This window comes from Reichenbachiella sp. (genome assembly GCF_039941815.1).
In the GTDB taxonomy this organism is placed as follows: Bacteria; Bacteroidota; Bacteroidia; order Cytophagales; family Cyclobacteriaceae; genus Reichenbachiella.
Genome location: NZ_JBDVDW010000050.1, coordinates 91122 through 105384 on the forward strand (window position 1 = coordinate 91122; position 14263 = coordinate 105384).

The 14263-nt window shown below is 41.8% G+C and carries 13 protein-coding genes; all 13 read right to left on the bottom strand.

Features of this window, described 5'->3' with window-relative positions; translation table 11 throughout:
• Positions 1-20: 20 nt before the first annotated feature.
• From ABJF11_RS11240 to ABJF11_RS11300, 13 genes are read right to left on the bottom strand one after another with little or no spacing between them, the layout of a single operon-like run.
• A complete protein-coding gene (locus ABJF11_RS11240; RefSeq protein WP_348119948.1) occupies positions 21-602 on the bottom strand; it encodes a hypothetical protein in 582 nt (193 codons plus the stop codon).
• A gap of 57 nt (positions 603-659) precedes the next feature.
• Positions 660-989, bottom strand: coding sequence for a cytochrome C oxidase subunit IV family protein (locus ABJF11_RS11245; protein ID WP_348119949.1), 330 nt, complete (start codon positions 987-989; stop codon positions 660-662).
• 19 nt (positions 990-1008) lie between these two features.
• Positions 1009-1767, bottom strand: coding sequence for a cytochrome c oxidase subunit 3 (locus tag ABJF11_RS11250; protein WP_348119950.1), 759 nt, complete (start codon positions 1765-1767; stop codon positions 1009-1011).
• Positions 1768-1784: 17 nt separating this feature from the next.
• On the bottom strand, positions 1785-2366 hold the full coding sequence (locus tag ABJF11_RS11255; protein ID WP_348119951.1) for a cytochrome c oxidase subunit 3: 582 nt from the start codon (positions 2364-2366) through the stop codon (positions 1785-1787).
• Between the two features lies 1 nt (position 2367).
• The gene (cyoE, locus tag ABJF11_RS11260) at positions 2368-3264 is read right to left on the bottom strand and encodes a heme o synthase (RefSeq protein ID WP_348119952.1); all 897 of its coding nucleotides are present in this window, start codon (positions 3262-3264) and stop codon (positions 2368-2370) included.
• Entirely contained in the window at positions 3257-4330 is a 1074-nt protein-coding gene (locus ABJF11_RS11265) for a COX15/CtaA family protein (RefSeq protein WP_348119953.1), read from the bottom strand. The genes cyoE and ABJF11_RS11265 overlap by 8 nt, the downstream gene beginning before the upstream one ends.
• An 11-nt stretch (positions 4331-4341) precedes the next feature.
• Complete coding sequence (locus tag ABJF11_RS11270) at positions 4342-6186, bottom strand: cbb3-type cytochrome c oxidase subunit I (RefSeq protein ID WP_348119954.1); 1845 nt, start codon at positions 6184-6186, stop codon at positions 4342-4344.
• A gap of 11 nt (positions 6187-6197) precedes the next feature.
• The gene (locus ABJF11_RS11275) at positions 6198-7253 is read right to left on the bottom strand and encodes a cytochrome c oxidase subunit II (RefSeq protein ID WP_348119955.1); all 1056 of its coding nucleotides are present in this window, start codon (positions 7251-7253) and stop codon (positions 6198-6200) included.
• A 31-nt stretch (positions 7254-7284) separates the two neighbouring features.
• Complete coding sequence (locus ABJF11_RS11280; protein ID WP_348119956.1) at positions 7285-8559, bottom strand: quinol:cytochrome C oxidoreductase; 1275 nt, start codon at positions 8557-8559, stop codon at positions 7285-7287.
• 19 nt (positions 8560-8578) lie between these two features.
• Positions 8579-9199 carry a cytochrome c gene (locus ABJF11_RS11285; protein WP_348119957.1) on the bottom strand — a complete coding sequence of 207 codons (621 nt, stop codon included), beginning with the start codon at positions 9197-9199 and terminating at the stop codon, positions 8579-8581.
• A 31-nt stretch (positions 9200-9230) separates the two neighbouring features.
• Complete coding sequence (locus tag ABJF11_RS11290) at positions 9231-9761, bottom strand: DUF3341 domain-containing protein (protein ID WP_348119958.1); 531 nt, start codon at positions 9759-9761, stop codon at positions 9231-9233.
• A 1-nt stretch (position 9762) separates the two neighbouring features.
• Positions 9763-11124 carry an NrfD/PsrC family molybdoenzyme membrane anchor subunit gene (gene nrfD, locus ABJF11_RS11295; RefSeq protein WP_348119959.1) on the bottom strand — a complete coding sequence of 454 codons (1362 nt, stop codon included), beginning with the start codon at positions 11122-11124 and terminating at the stop codon, positions 9763-9765.
• Positions 11125-11143: 19 nt separating this feature from the next.
• Positions 11144-14206 carry a TAT-variant-translocated molybdopterin oxidoreductase gene (locus tag ABJF11_RS11300; RefSeq protein WP_348119960.1) on the bottom strand — a complete coding sequence of 1021 codons (3063 nt, stop codon included), beginning with the start codon at positions 14204-14206 and terminating at the stop codon, positions 11144-11146.
• Between the last annotated feature and the right edge of the window lie 57 nt (positions 14207-14263).

The window sequence follows — 14263 nt, forward strand, 5'->3', positions numbered from 1 at the left end:
TAGTTGTTTAACGAAATTCTTTACTCGCTCAAGAGAATGTACAACTCAGTGTTTAACCGATCAATCTCTTTTAACACATATGGATCATAATATCCACGAATCTGTTGCTGTCTATCTACTAAGACAAGCCCACTATCTGACTTGAGCGTGCTGTCAAAATTCAGCTGCAATATACATCTTCCGATGTTTATCAAATCACTGTCTGGAAGATTAAATCGCTTCCAGGAGCTGTATTTAGATGTAAAATTTGTTGTGTCCATTTCCTTTTTTATGGATATCAACTTCACATCACTCTTTTCTTTATATTTCTCCAGAAAGGTATAGAGGTTGTTTTTGAGGGTTTCAGAATCTCTGTTACCGATTTCATAGACGGCAATAGAAGCTGAGAGATCCTCATCTAATATCAGGTTCAATGCAGATCTATCGATGCGGTAGGCTTCGTTTGTATTAATCGAATCACAACCATGATAGTGCTTCGTCAATCCTTGCTGATAATAGACTGGAATCGCGAAGTGGTTTTTCCCAAATCCTTGTAAAAACAGGTACACCAGTACTGGCAGAACCAGTAGTAGAAAAAGAAGTATTAGCTTAGTACTTTTCATCTTGAGCAAAAAAAAATGCCGTTTCTCAACGGCATTTCATTCATGTTTTTTTAGCAATTATCCTCCGAAAATTGCAGTGTATATCGCATCTCCCTGTATCAATAGAGCGCCAATCAACCACACAACAAAAATGAGGGGAAGCATGATACTCATTTTAAGTCCTTTGGTCTCGTGACCCAAGTGCATAAATTCAGACATAATGTAATAGGCCTTTACAATCGTCATAGCGATAAAAATCACTGTTTTGATTAAGCTTGTCTCTAAGGTAAAAGCAATGGCGAATTCTCCAGCTGTTATCAAAAACAGGTAAAGCGTTACTGTCCAGATATGCTTTATTTTCGCTTTGTCTACAGGAATGATTACCTGCTCTTTTGTTTCTTGTTCCATTTTGTAATGTCTTTTTATCTTAGATTAAGTAGAAGAAGGTAAATACAAATACCCAAACCAGGTCTACAAAGTGCCAGTACAAGCCTACTTTCTCTACCATTTCATAATGTCCTCTTTTCTCCAATTTACCAACTACCGTCTGATAGAAAATAATGAAATTGATCACCACTCCACTAAAAACGTGAAAGCCATGAAATCCTGTAATGAAGAAGAACAACGCAGCAAAGTTTGGTGGTCCGTATTGGTTCTGCGATAGGTTGGCTCCATGGAAAAGGTAATCAGCAAGCGGCTGACCATTTGCATCTGCACCCCCTTGAATAAAGTGAGACCATTCCCAAGCCTGACAGCCGAGGAAAGTAAGTCCACCAACAATGGTCCAAAGCATCCATTTTTCAACTGCCTGTCTATCATTTCTTTGCCCAGCTTCCACAGCCAAAACCATTGTCACAGAACTCATGATAAGAATGAAAGTCATCAGACCAACAAAAACAAGCGGCCAGTGCACTCCATGCATCAGTGGAAATCCATTGAATACCATATCAGGAATAGGCCAGTATTCTTGTGAGAATACATAGTTCTCAATGCCCTGGGTTAGATCATATGCCGGATGGCTATATCTAATCAATCCATAAGCTACCAATAAAGAGGAGAACGTAAAGGCATCTGAAAGCAGGAAAAACCACATCATGAGTTTTCCATAACTGGCTTTCATCGGTGAGGTTCCACCTTGCCATAAATTCTCGTTATTTTCTTCTACTACAACTGCTGAACCAGCCATGCTCTGAAATTTTAATTTTAATGATTAAGTGTCAAAAATAAGTATAAATACAACCAAAGTCCACCCAAAAAATGCCAATATGTAGCACACATTTCGAGTTGATCTAAACTTTTGGAATGAACCTTATACTTGAATGCAGCGACTACTACCACTGCTATAAATACCAAAGCACTCACCAGGTGAAACCCGTGAACTCCTGTGAGTACATACAGAAAAGATCCTGCAGGGTTACCTACAAAATAAACGCCTTGCTCTATGAGTGCCTGCCAGCCTAAGTATTGGCCAATCAAGAATCCTACACCGGTTAAGGCAGTCAGAATTAACATGACTCGCATTTTCATTATTTCATCTTTCTTAGCGAAATAATAAGCCAACTGCATGACCACACTACTCAATACAATGATCAGGCTAGTCACGTCAAACACAAATGGGAGCTCAAAATCCAGCCATACTCCGCTAGATGATTTCACTACATATGCACTAGTCAACGCTGCAAATAGCATGACTACTGAAACCATAAACAGCCAAAGAGCAAATTTCTTTGGATGCATTTTGAACTGCGTACCCTTGTCTTTCTTAAATATCATTGCTGCGTTCATATCAAATTTTGTCTAACATATATGCTATCTGCACAATGGGCAGATATAAAAACGATCCGAACATAATTTTCAAGGCTGATTTATCGGTATTGTCTCGCATCAGGCTAAATGTCTGAGCCAAAAATGCACAGCCGCAAACTGTGACTATCACGGCAGAGTTCAACCCGGTGACGCCAAAATATGTAGGTAATAGGCCGAGTGGTAATAAGAATAGCGTATAAATCATAATGTTGATTGCCGTATTCAAATCTTTTCTTCCGTTGTTGGGCAGAAGTTTAAATCCTGCCTTTTTGTAGTCTTCATCTCCTACCCAGGCAATAGCCCAGAAGTGTGGGAATTGCCAAATAAACTGTATTCCAAAAATAATCATCGCTTCAAATGAAATCACTCCGGTGGCTGCTACCCAACCTAGTAGCGGGGGCAAAGCTCCTGGTATTGCACCAATAAATACAGCAATGGGCCCAACTCTTTTCATCGGTGTATACACAAAACTGTAAAGAAGCAGCGACACAAAGGACAAAGCTACAGTCAGCGGATTGGTAGACAGATACAAGATATAGAGTCCCAATACTGCCACTAGAAAGCTAAAAATAATCGCTTCTTTTTCAGTAATTCTTCCAGTTGGAAGAGGTCTGTTTTTTGTGCGATTCATTAATGCATCATATTCGACCTCAATGATCTGATTGATAGAAACAGAGGCCCCTGACACTAGCATTCCACCTAATGATAGGAGCAACAAATTGCCCCAATTTAACTGCCCACTGGAAGCTAATATGTAACCAAACCCAGATGAGAATGCCACAAGAAATGACAGCCTGGGTTTTAGCAATTCTATGAAGGCGGCAGCTTTCGCAGCAACGCTGGGATCATTTGTGATATGACTTGTGATCTTACCCATTGCTTAATTCTTGTGTTGATTCTTCTTTATCCTTAATTATTAGATATAAGAAATATTGAATTCCGAAAATCATCAATGCCAGCAGTAAATGCACTGGCTGAATAAAATATGGCATGGCAAAGTAAGCCAACACCACACCGGTAAATATTTCCAATACCACCAAACTTACTAACCCCCATACCAGGTATTTGGAGGTGCTGAAATCTTGTATACTTTTAGTCAACCTGTAAATAAGATAGATGTGAATAGCTAACAACAATAAGGAATATGATCGGTGCATATAGAATATGATCCCCAAATTTTCTATCCAGGCATATCGCTGATCTTCTCCCAAGATATAGGCGATTGAATCTATGGCCTCTCTAACTTGAGTGCCCATCACAATTTGTGCAAAAAACAACAACATGCAAATAATTAGCAATCTTCTTACCTTATAGGGCTTGTAAGAAAGTAGCCCTTCTACATCGGCTGCCGCTGCCTTCACCCGTACTTGCAGTAGTAGAGCGATCAGCCCTATGGCCAAAATCATATGAAACGTAATCATCCCTGGTAGCAAATTGGTAGATACCACAATAGAACCAATCCATCCTTGAAATATCACAAGCGCCAGAGCAGCTAATGATAGGAAGAATATGCTTTTCTTGCTATGTATAAATGAGTATGACAATACGGTACAAATAATTATTAGAAACCCAACTACAACTCCTATGAGCCTGTTGATATATTCTGTCCAAGTTCTTGCAAAGTTAAAACTGTGAGTTTCGGTCACATTTTTACCTTTTCTAATATCTCTGGCCAACCCTGAAAAACCAAGTGATTTCACAAGTTGAGCTAGCTTTTCATTCTTCTGTATGCGCTTTTCGGCATATTGATCTTGATAATCGTCCGGCAAATCCGCCTCACTTGTGGGAGGGATATAGGAGCCAAAACATTTAGGCCAATCCGGGCAGCCCATACCAGAACCCGTACTACGAACAATGCCGCCTACCAATATTAAAAAGTAAACGGCAATGATCGTAATGCTATTAAATCTTATAAATAAACCTTTTTTAGGCTTCTTATTCATTTCTTATTAAACTAACCTAGTTTCTCATTTTCAGCATCTTCTGCTTCATGAGGAAGGTTAGATTCCGGCGTCTCAGACAACGGTACGGTCTGAGGGATGAAATCTTTGGCAGCACCAGGCTTGCTATAGTCATACGGCCATCTGTACACTGAAGGAATCTCTCCAGGCCAGTTGCCATGACCAGGTTCTCTTGGCGTCGTCCATTCTAGGGTGTTAGACTCCCAAGGGTTCGCTGGTGCCTTCTTACCTCTCCACATTGAATAGAAGAAATTGAAAACAAACAAGAACTGGCCTCCGAAAGTAATAATCGCAGCAACAGTCACAAACATGTTTAGATCACCAAATGAGCTAAATGCATCAAAGTTGGTGAATGAGTAATATCTTCTTGGAAATCCAGCAATACCAATGTAATGCATTGGAAAGAATACTAGATAAACACCTACAAAGGTTAGCCAAAAATGGATGTATCCTAATTTCTCATCAAGCATTCTCCCGAACATCTTAGGATACCAGTGGTATATACCTGCTACCATTCCAAAGAATGCCGAGCTACCCATCACAAGGTGAAAGTGAGCAACGACGAAGTAAGTATCATGTAGGAAGATATCCAGAGCCGAGTTGCCAAGGAAAATACCAGTTACACCACCAGAAATAAACAATGATACTAAGCCAATAGAGAACATCATCGCGGTGGTAAACCTAATGTTACCCTTCCAAAGGGTAGTGATATAGTTGAATGCCTTGATTGCAGAAGGTACTGCTATAACCAAGGTGAGGATCATAAAAATAGATCCAAGGAATGGGCTCATACCTGTTACAAACATGTGGTGTGCCCACACTACAAATGATAATATACCTATCCCCATCATAGAACCAATCATCGCTTTATATCCAAAAATTGGCTTACGTGAATTGGTTGAAATAATTTCTGAGGTGATTCCTAGTGCAGGAAGAATGATAATATAAACTTCGGGGTGACCGAGGAACCAGAACAAATGCTGGAAAAGAATCGGGCTACCACCTGAATTAGGTAATGCTTCTCCGCCAATATAAATGTCTGACAGGTAGAAACTTGTACCAAAAGATCTATCAAATACAAGCAACAAGGCCGCAGCTACTAATACTGGGAAGGACAACAACCCTAAGATGGCAGTAAGGAAGAATGCCCAGATTGTCAAAGGCATTCTTGTGAAAGACATACCCTGAGTTCTTAGATTGATAATAGTAGTGATATAATTGATACCACCAAGTAGAGTAGATGCGATGAAGAATACCATAGACACAAGCCAGAGTGTCATACCGAGTCCTGATCCCGATATCGCCTGAGGCAATGCACTCAATGGAGGATAGATTGTCCATCCGCCACCGGCTGGCCCTGTTTCAATAAACAAAGAGATGAACATAATCACACTGGATAAAAAGAAGAACCAGTAAGACAGCATGTTCATAAATCCGGAAGCCATATCTCGGGCTCCGATTTGTAATGGAATCAGAAAATTACTAAAGGTACCACTCAGTCCTGCGGTAAGCACAAAAAATACCATAATGGTACCGTGCATGGTCACCAGTGCAAGATAAAATTCAGTATCCAGCTGGCCAGCTTCAGTAATCCAATTTCCTAGCAGCGGTCTCAACCACTCCAGATCTATACCTGGAAAACCAAGCTGCAATCTGAAAATAATCGAAAGTCCCCCTCCTATGATTGCCCAAAAGATACCAGTAATCAGAAATTGCTTACCGATCACTTTGTGGTCCTGGGAGAAAATATAATTTGTTACAAAATTGCCATGATGCTCATGATCGTGATCATCGTGTCCTGCAATATGTTCGTCTAATTGTACTTCAGTAACTGCCATGATTTCTTTAATTATAATGAAGTATTCACTTCCTCACCACTTACATTTTCTTCTGCAGCCATTTGAACAGGGCTGCTTGCTTCAATATTCGCCAAGTAATCAGGGTTTTTAGATAACCATGATTTTTGCTCCGATTTCCACTTTTCATAATCTTCCTTCTCGTCAACTACGACGATGGCTCTCATTGAAAAATGTGCCTTTCCACAAATCTTATTACAAACTAGTTCATACTGGAAGTCTGGATTGCCGGTCTCGGCTGCCATATCCGCAGTAGACTTTGTAGGAACGAACCAGAATTGAGTTGGCATTCCTGGAACTGCATTCATTTGAAGTCTGAAATGAGGCAGATATACAGAGTGAATTACATCTCTAGCTCTGATCTTCAACAGGACAGGCTCGCCTTTTGGAATATGAATCTCTCTAGGTAAAAAGTCATCTTTAGCGTTTGGATTGCTAAAATCTACCCCTAGTCGATTATCTGTATCGATCAGCTTGTAGTCAAATGGTCCTAATTTACCATCTGCACCCGGGTATCTTGAAGCCCACGCATACTGATATCCGAAAATTTCGATCACCTCCGCATTTGCGGGAGCTGTATCAGTAATTTGAACCCACGCTCTCCATCCTTGAAACACCAACAATGCTAGAACGATTGCCGGAATAAAAGTCCAAATCATTTCTAGTGTATTGTTATGCGGATAGAAGTGTGCTTTTTGTCCTTCTCTATGTCTATATCTCCAAGCGAAGTAGAACAGAACGGCATTAGTCAGGATAAATACAGCTGTAGTAATGGCTGTAGTAATCCAGAATAGCCTGAAGGTGATTTCTCCATGCTCAGAGGCCACAGGCACAGTATATCTATCAAATTCGGTATAAGAATATCCAAAGAATAATACAGTTCCCAGTATCAAAAAGATCATGAATAAAGCTCCGTTCACCTTATTACTGGTACCCATAGGGTCTCCCTCTTTTCCTCTTACGACTTGCACCAGGGTATGCGCTCTGAAAATAGTTACCAAAATGGCGACTACCAATACCACGGCTAACAAGATTACAATATTCATCATGTCTTTAAATGTCTATTTTGTAATTAATTTCTTAAATATGATGATGCAATGTTTCTTCCATCATTGGGTGATTCTTAGCCACAAGCGGATGCTTAGCTAGAGAATGCAATACCGTATAAATGAAAGCCGATGCATAAACCATAATCAAACCTATTTCCAGCAGCCCGAAGCCACCGTTTTCTTTCAAAGTACCAGGAGTAACCATCAGGTAGAAGTCGATCCAGTGTCCAAATAGAATGATTGGAGGCACAACTTTTAAGAATCTTGAATGTCTTTTTGCATCTCTTGGCAAAAGCAACAAGAAAGGAAGGAAAAAGTTTAGAATCAAATTCAGGAAGAAATACCCCGAATACTGGTCACTTTTCCATCTTTCAACAAAATAGATCGTCTCCTCAGGAATATTCGCATAGTAGATCAAAAGAAACTGAGAAAACCAGATGTAAGTCCAGAAAATACTAAATCCCCAAATGAACTTACCTATATCATGAAGGTGGTTTTGGTTAACAATCTTTAGGTACCCTTTGTCCTTGAGCAGTACAGCAATAAAAGCGATCAATGCAAGACCGGATACCCACCAACTCGCAAACACGTACCAGCCAAACATAGTACTAAACCAGTGCGGGTCAATAGACATCACCCAATCCCATGCGGCTACACTTGAAGAGTATCCGAAGAATACCAAGAAGATGGCTGACAGGGTTACATTCTTTTTCCAGCTTGTGATCCCTCCATCAATGTCTTCTGCAAGCATCTGCTTTCTGATTTGGATAAACAAAATATACCAAACACTAAAGAAAACTACCATTCTAGCGAAATAGAAAAATGGGAATCCACCGTTTTCAAATGGCGCGAAGAAATAACCTGCTTTACCTTTTAGAATTTCATCTCCTCCATTTTCTGCATATAAGCTTTCGTGGGTCCAGTGAAACAAATCATGGCTTCCGAATAGGAAAACCAAAATCATCAGGCCTGCTCCGATAGGCAGCCAACTGGCCATTGCCATAGGAATTCTTTTCAAACCAACAGACCAACCTGCCTGTGCAACATATTGAATCGCAATAAAGAAGATACCAATGGCGGCTAATCCTGTAAAGAATACATTGTTGATCCAAAGGTTGGCATATAGACGCTTAGTCCATTTAAAAGCTTCATGACCACTTTCTGCGGCAGCTTCTGCACCGTGCGGATCATGCCCGCCCATATTCATCATTACTACTCCGATGGCTGCTAGTACGAGACCAGCGACAAACGTGATAAGAATGTTCTTTTTGGCTCCTGCTGAGAATATATATTTTTCGTCACTCATAATATGATCTCCTTAAGAATTATTGGTTTTGAAGGGTTTGAACAAATCGAACAATTTTCCATCTATCGTTGACGCTCACCTGAGAAGCATGTGATCCCATTCTGCCTTTACCCATTGTAATAACATGGAAAAGATGCCCTTCGGACTTATCTTTTACTGCTCTTGAGTTGTATGGGGTCACCCCCTTAAATACCAGCCCTACCAGGCCGTCACCCAATCCTTGCTCGCCATGGCAGTGTAGACAGTATCTACCAAATAGCACTTTACCTTCTGCTACTACCTGCGCTGTCGAATCCACAGGATTCTTCAATGATCTAGCCGCTAGCGCAAGAGAATCTTTAGGGATCCTGTAAGGGAGAGCTTCTCCTCTACGCACCGTATTGGGTACCGCCTCACGCATATTCATTTCGTTAGGATTGTTGGGATTTGAGGTATAAAACTCAGCGGGTCCCTCCTCTTGCGAGGTCAACCATCTACCGGCTTCTTTGTCCTTGATTTGAGAAAGCCCTTCGTAAGGTATAGAGTGATACATCTGGGGAGCGTACTCTACTCCTGTATCGTTGCCTCTGGAAGCGCATGACGCCACAACAAATCCTGCTGCAGCTATGACGATTCCGTTTATATATTTATTAAAATTCATTTTAATATTTTTTCCTAATGAGAATCCTGGTTTAGTCAAACTGCTTGTTATTTACTTCCTGTGCTCCCGCATCAGACAATGCTTTTTTGATATCAGCTTCGGTCAATTTGTTCTTGTCTAAATCCACAGCCATTACATGCTTGTCATCCGTGATTCGAATATCAAATATCCTCGGCTTTGCCCAAGGTTTGAGGTCACTCACCACGAAGAAAGTTCCTACCATTCCAAAGGCAGCTAATAATACAGTCAATTCAAAAGTTACAGGAATGAATGATGGAAACGGAAGAAAATCCTTACCACCAACGATCATTGGCCAGTCTACAGTCATCATTCCAATCTGCATAGTCAATGCAAGTGTGGTACCTAGCAGTCCAAAAATGAAAGCTGCTATGGACAAACGAGATCTTCTGTATCCCAATACATCGTCGATACCATGAACTGGAAATGGTGAGAATACTTCGTGAATCTTGACTCCGCCCTGACGAACCTGAGCGATTGCTTTTAGCAATACATCCTCGTCGTCGAATACACCTAATACAAAGTTTTTATTACCGTCGCTCATCTTATTTCTTTTTTTCTCCGGTTGCCTTAATAATACTTTTTACCTCTGCCATATTGATCACTGGGAAGAATTTCGCGAAAGCGAAGAAACAAGTGAAAAACAGTCCAAACGTAAAGATATAAGTTCCTACATCGACCCAAGTTGGGTAGAACATGGCCCAGCTCGATGGCAGGAAGTCCCTGTGTAGTGAAGTAACAATAATTACAAATCGCTCGAACCACATTCCAATATTTACAATAATGGAGATCACAAAGGTAGCGGCGATACTTGTTCTAATTTTCTTAAACCAGAAGAGTTGTGGTGAGATCACATTACATGTCATCATAGAAGCATACGCCCACCAATAGGGTCCAAGTGCTCTATTATAAAAAGCGTACTGCTCACCTTCTACTCCTGAGTACCAAGCGATGAATAGCTCAGTGATGTAGGCAACACCAACGATAGACCCTGTCACCATGATGATGATGTTCATCAGCGAGATGTGCTCGATTGTGATATAGTCTTGAAGCTTGTAAACGTGTCTTGTCACGATCATCAAAGTCAATACCATTGCAAATCCGGAGAAAATCGCTCCAGCCACAAAATAAGGAGGGAAAATCGTGGTATGCCATCCCGGGATCACCGAGGTAGCAAAGTCAAAGGATACAATGGTGTGTACCGAGAGTACAAGTGGTGTAGCCAGACCGGCAAGCACTAAGGCTACCGTTTCATATCTTGACCACGTTTTGGCAGCACCGTCCCACCCAAGGGCAAGGGCTCCGTATATTTTTTGGCTCAAGCCAGTCGCTCTGTCTCTAATGGTTGCAAAATCAGGTACCAGACCAATATACCAGAAGACCAATGAAACTGAGAAGTAAGTCGAGATCGCAAAAACGTCCCATAGTAGCGGGGAGTTAAAGTTTACCCAAAGCGATCCGTAGGTATTGGGAAGTGGTAGTGCCCATACTGCTCCGATCCATGGTCGCCCCATGTGAAGCAGTGGAAACTGCAATGCACAGATAACCGCAAAAATGGTCATCGCCTCTGCAGCCCTGTTAATCGACATTCTCCATCGCTGTCTAAACAGCAGTAAGATGGCCGAAATCAAAGTACCTGCGTGACCTATACCTACCCACCATACAAAGTTGGTGATGTCCCAGGCCCAGCCTACGGTTTTGTTGAGACCCCAGCTACCGATGCCATCCCATACAAGAATGAAGACTGCGTATGCACCATAGCCCAAGAGTGCCAATGATACAGCCATAGCCGCATACCAAGATTTGGCTGGTGCTTGCTCTACTCTGATACAAATATCCTCAGTTACGTCGTGTACCGTTTTGCCTCCTGTGACGAGAGGTTTACGAACTACTGCTTCTGCGTGCATATTGATTCTAATTTATAAATTAAGCGTTAGCTTCGTTTTCTTCTTTATTTCTAATTTTAGTGAAGTACCATACATTAGGCTTCACCGCTAGCTCTTCCAATACATGGTAAGCTCTTTCTTCTTTCACTTCTGGTCCATTTTCGCCTTGCTCTAATTTCAACATTTTTGAAATTCTCGATTTCGGGTCTTTTAGGTCACCGAATACGATGGCTTCCGAAGGACAGGCTGATGCACATGCAGAGGTGATTTCACCATCCACAGGTCTTCTGCCATCTTTCTTGGCTTCTAGCTTGCCATGCTGAATTCTTTGCACACAGAAAGAACATTTCTCCATTACTCCTCTGGATCGAACTGTTACATCAGGGTTCAATACCATCTTACCCAGATCGTTGTTCATAGAGGTGTTCTCAGGAAACTGATCATTGTCGTGATACTTAAACCAGTTGAATCTTCTTACTTTATATGGACAGTTGTTGGCACAATATCTAGTGCCTATACATCTGTTGTATGCCATTTGGTTGAGTCCTTCCGTAGAGTGGTTCGTTGCAGCTACAGGACAAACAGTCTCACATGGAGCGTTGTTGCACTGCTGACACATCATTGGCTGGAAGGTGACTTCAGGATTTTCCGCTGACGGAATTTCCATTTCCTCCAAATCATCCTTAGCATCACTGCTATAGTACCTGTCTATTCTCAACCACGCCATTTCGCGTCTATTGAGCACTTCTTCTTTACCTACTACTGGTACATTGTTTTCTGCCTGACAAGAAACCGTACATGCGCCACATCCAGTACATGAATTAAGGTCTATTGTCATTCCCCAGTGGTGGTTTGGATACTCATGTCCAGACCATAGCGATACGTTACCTGGCTTGGTAGTGCCGCTGTAAGTAGTAATCATTGGGAAATCTCTACCCGCATTTGGGTCTTTCTGATATTTTGACAAAATAGACTCCTGAATCACATTTTCTCTACCCATATAGGTGTGGTGAGTTTGTGTTTGAGCTATTTTATATTCTTCACCACTTAGCGATACGGAAACACCAGAGGTGACGGCTTTGCTTTGGTAACCACCTTTATAGTCCATCAAAGGATAGGCATTTACTCCTACTTTGTCGGCCACTTTGCCTGCGCTGGTACGGCCATATCCTACTGCTAGTCCGATCGTTCCGTTGGCTTGTCCAGGCTGTACCATGGCTGGTACTTTGATTGGCTCATTGTTGCCCACCTTGAGTGAGACAAGCTGAGTTGTCATATCACCAAGTACCAATCCCAGCTCTTGAGCCATTTTTGGTGAGATGGTCAAGTAATTGTCCCAAGTAGCCTTTGTGATGGGATCAGGCATTTCCTGCAACCATGGGTTGTTGGCCTGAGAGCCATTTCCGATAGATGCCTTTTCATACATCACGAGCTCTACGTCAGAGCTGTTAGATTTTATTCCTGCAGCGGCAGCATTTACGTCTCCTGCAAATGTGACTGCTTCAGCCGCTACTTCTGTTTCGAGTATACCCGCTTGAATTGTAGAATCCCAATAAGTTTGTTTATCACCAGAAGCATTAGCCGTCCATCTTGCTTTTACAAAATCGAAATATGACTCTGAGCTACCTGCCCATACCAAGAAAGACTGTCCAGCCTGACGGGTATTGAATAGGTTTGAAATAGTAGGTTGTGAGAAGCTAACTTTACCTGCGACAGGTTCGAAATCATTCCAAGACTCCAAGAAGTTATTGTCTGGAGCGATGGCGCTAGTCAGACCAGCGGTTTCATCTTTTCTTTCTGAGGTAGAAAGCGAAAATTTTGCTTTCTTCAATCCCGCTGCGATCTGTGCGCCCATGGCATGATCATAAACTGGATTGCTATTAAAAAACAAAACTCCATCAATATTACCTGCATTCAGGTCTTTGATGAAGTTTACCATGGCTTTGTCATCACCCTTTCTAGTGTTGACGGTTGCGGCCATATCAATGGTTGTTCCATAACAGCCTAATAAACTGTTGATCGCATTGACGAGAATTTGTACATTTTCATCATTGGATCCAGATACCACTACCGACTTTGACTTGCTCGCCCATAGATCGTTAGCAGCTTTCGTCAATACGGCTGTATCTCCCATCTTCGGAGCGTTGACTGCTTCTGCACCGGCTTTCGCAGCCAGCATATTGTACAAGTTGGCGATGAAGGCTCCTTGTTGAGATGGCTTAATTGCGCTTCTGTAGTCCGCATTAGAACCAGTCAAGGAAAGATTCGACTCAAATGAGTAGAGTCTTGACATGGTCTTCTTTTTATCATTTAATCTTCTGGTTTGAGCAAATTGCTTGCTATGCAAGGTATTGTTCAGCCAGTTGCCCAAGAAGTCAGCATCAAAAGACACAATTGTATCTGCTTTACTGAAATCATATGAAGGGATAGCTCTTTTGCCGAATGATGCTTCGTTGGCAGCAAGCGCTCCACTGAACGAAGTCTGGTCGTACTGGATATGCTCCAAGCCGGCATATTTTTCTTTTAGCTTATCTATGGCTGCAAGCGTAGATGGGCTAAACACTGAAGAACTCACAAGTGCTATTCTATTGGCTCCGGCTAGTTGCTTAGCAACCTCTGCATCCAACTCGTCCCATGTGGCTGATTTACCACCGAGCTCAGGTCCCTGCAATCTCTGCTTATCATATAGTGAAAGTACAGAAGCCTGTGCCTGAGATGAGGTACCGCCGCCGCTTACTGTTGAAAGTTTGTTGCCATCGATCTTGATTGGTCTCCCCTCACGAGTTTTGACAACAACACTACAATATTCATTTCCATTTACATATGAAGAGGCATAGTAGTTGGGCACGCCGGGATCCACATCTACTGGTTTGTTTAGATAAGGAATCGCCTTTCTGATAGGCGTTTCACAAGCTGCCAGAGATGCTGCTGCTACTCCAAACCCCATCAACTTCAAGAAATCCCTTCTACTTGCACCGGTTCCTTCGGATTCGCCTGTAATAGGCAAGTACTCTGGAAACTCTTTGTCAGCATGCTTTTCGAATTCTGGGTTTTTGGTCAACTCCTCCAACCCTTTCCAATATTGCTTTTTGGTCTCTTTCATGTGTTCTTACTTGACTTATTAGTCGTATGAAGCGCTATGACTTCATTAATAGTATCT